The sequence below is a fragment of the Streptomyces sp. NPDC053431 genome, assembly GCF_044544925.1.
In the GTDB taxonomy this organism is placed as follows: domain Bacteria; phylum Actinomycetota; class Actinomycetes; order Streptomycetales; family Streptomycetaceae; genus Streptomyces.
In genome coordinates this window covers 1-1201 of sequence record NZ_JBITXX010000083.1, presented here as the reverse complement: position 1 = coordinate 1201, position 1201 = coordinate 1, and the positions used below count along the sequence as shown (strand labels likewise).

Sequence of the window (1201 nt, the reverse complement as noted above, 5' to 3'; positions counted from 1 at the left end):
GCCCGCGGCAGCGACACCGTCGCCAGGGCTCGCCGAAGCCGGGCGACATCGACCCGGCCCGCGGCCAGAGCGTCGTAGAGCCCGCCGTGCCCGCGACGGTGTTCGCCCACCAGCGACAGTTCCACCAGCGACCGGACCGGACCGTCGGCGCACAACACCGCGTCCGCAAGCTCGAACAGGGCGTCCGCACGCCTGGTCAGACAGGAGTGGAACTCACCCCGGAAGCGTGACAGTCCCGCAAACGGATCCTGCCGGACAGCATGATGCGACAGACTCATCCCCACGGCCTTCGTGCTGAGCTTGTGTGTTCCTTGGTCGGATCACATGCTCAGCCGAAGGCCGCCTGTGCGTACGGCAGTTACCAGTCCGAGTGATCAAGTACGAGGCCCCGTTCGGACCCCGAGGTTAAAGATCAAGCTAGGCGCTGTTTCTCGGATCTCCTGACAGAGGCGGGGTGTTGAGGTCAGGCTCGTCGTATGGGCCGTGGGGATCTGACGAACGCGGAGTGGGAACGGCTGGAGTCGTTCCTGCCCCGTGGTGGTACGCGTGGAGGCCGCTGGAGTGATCACCGCAGGGTGATCAACGGGGTGCTGTACCGGGTGCGGACGGGTGTCCGGTGGAGGGACCTCCCGGAGCGGTTCGGTCCGTGGGAGACCATCTACAAGCGGCATCGCCGCTGGTCAGCGGATGGAACCTGGGCGATGTCGCTGTCCCGGATCCAGGCCGCCGAGGACGCTGCGGGCCGGATCGACTGGGAGGTGTCGGTGGACTCGACCGCGGTGCGGGCCCATCAGCACGCCGCCGGCGCGAGGAAGGCGCCAGCGGCCGTGAGGCCTCAAAAGGGGAGCGTCCAGGGAACGAATCGGGTCGATCCGGTGCCGCGGAAACTGGCCATCCGGCTGGCGGAGGTGGTCCGATCGGCGAGTGCCTGGGACGCTCCCGAGGAGGCTTCACCACCAAAATCCACCTCGCAGCCGAGGGGCGCTGCCGGCCCCTCGCTCTCGTCCTGACGCCCGGCCACTACGGCGACGGCCCACAACTCCGACATGTGCTGGAGCAGGTCCGCGTGCCCCGCACCGGGGCAGGCCGACCCCGCACCCGGCCCGATCACGTCCTGGCCGACAAGGCCTACACGTCCCGAAAGAACCGCGGCTACCTCCGGCGACGCGGCATCCAGCACACCATTCCCGAACGCCTCGAC

General features: G+C 68.6%; 1 protein-coding gene and 1 pseudogene. One reads left to right on the top strand and one right to left on the bottom strand.

What is annotated here, in order from left to right; translation table 11 throughout:
* On the bottom strand, positions 1-278 hold a 278-nt coding region (locus tag ACIGXE_RS37765), incomplete at its 3' end, for a transposase (protein ID WP_399754697.1).
* Between the two features lie 198 nt (positions 279-476).
* Here ACIGXE_RS37765 and ACIGXE_RS37760 point away from each other — a divergent pair.
* Positions 477-1201, top strand: a pseudogene (locus ACIGXE_RS37760) (IS5 family transposase); the annotation flags it as partial.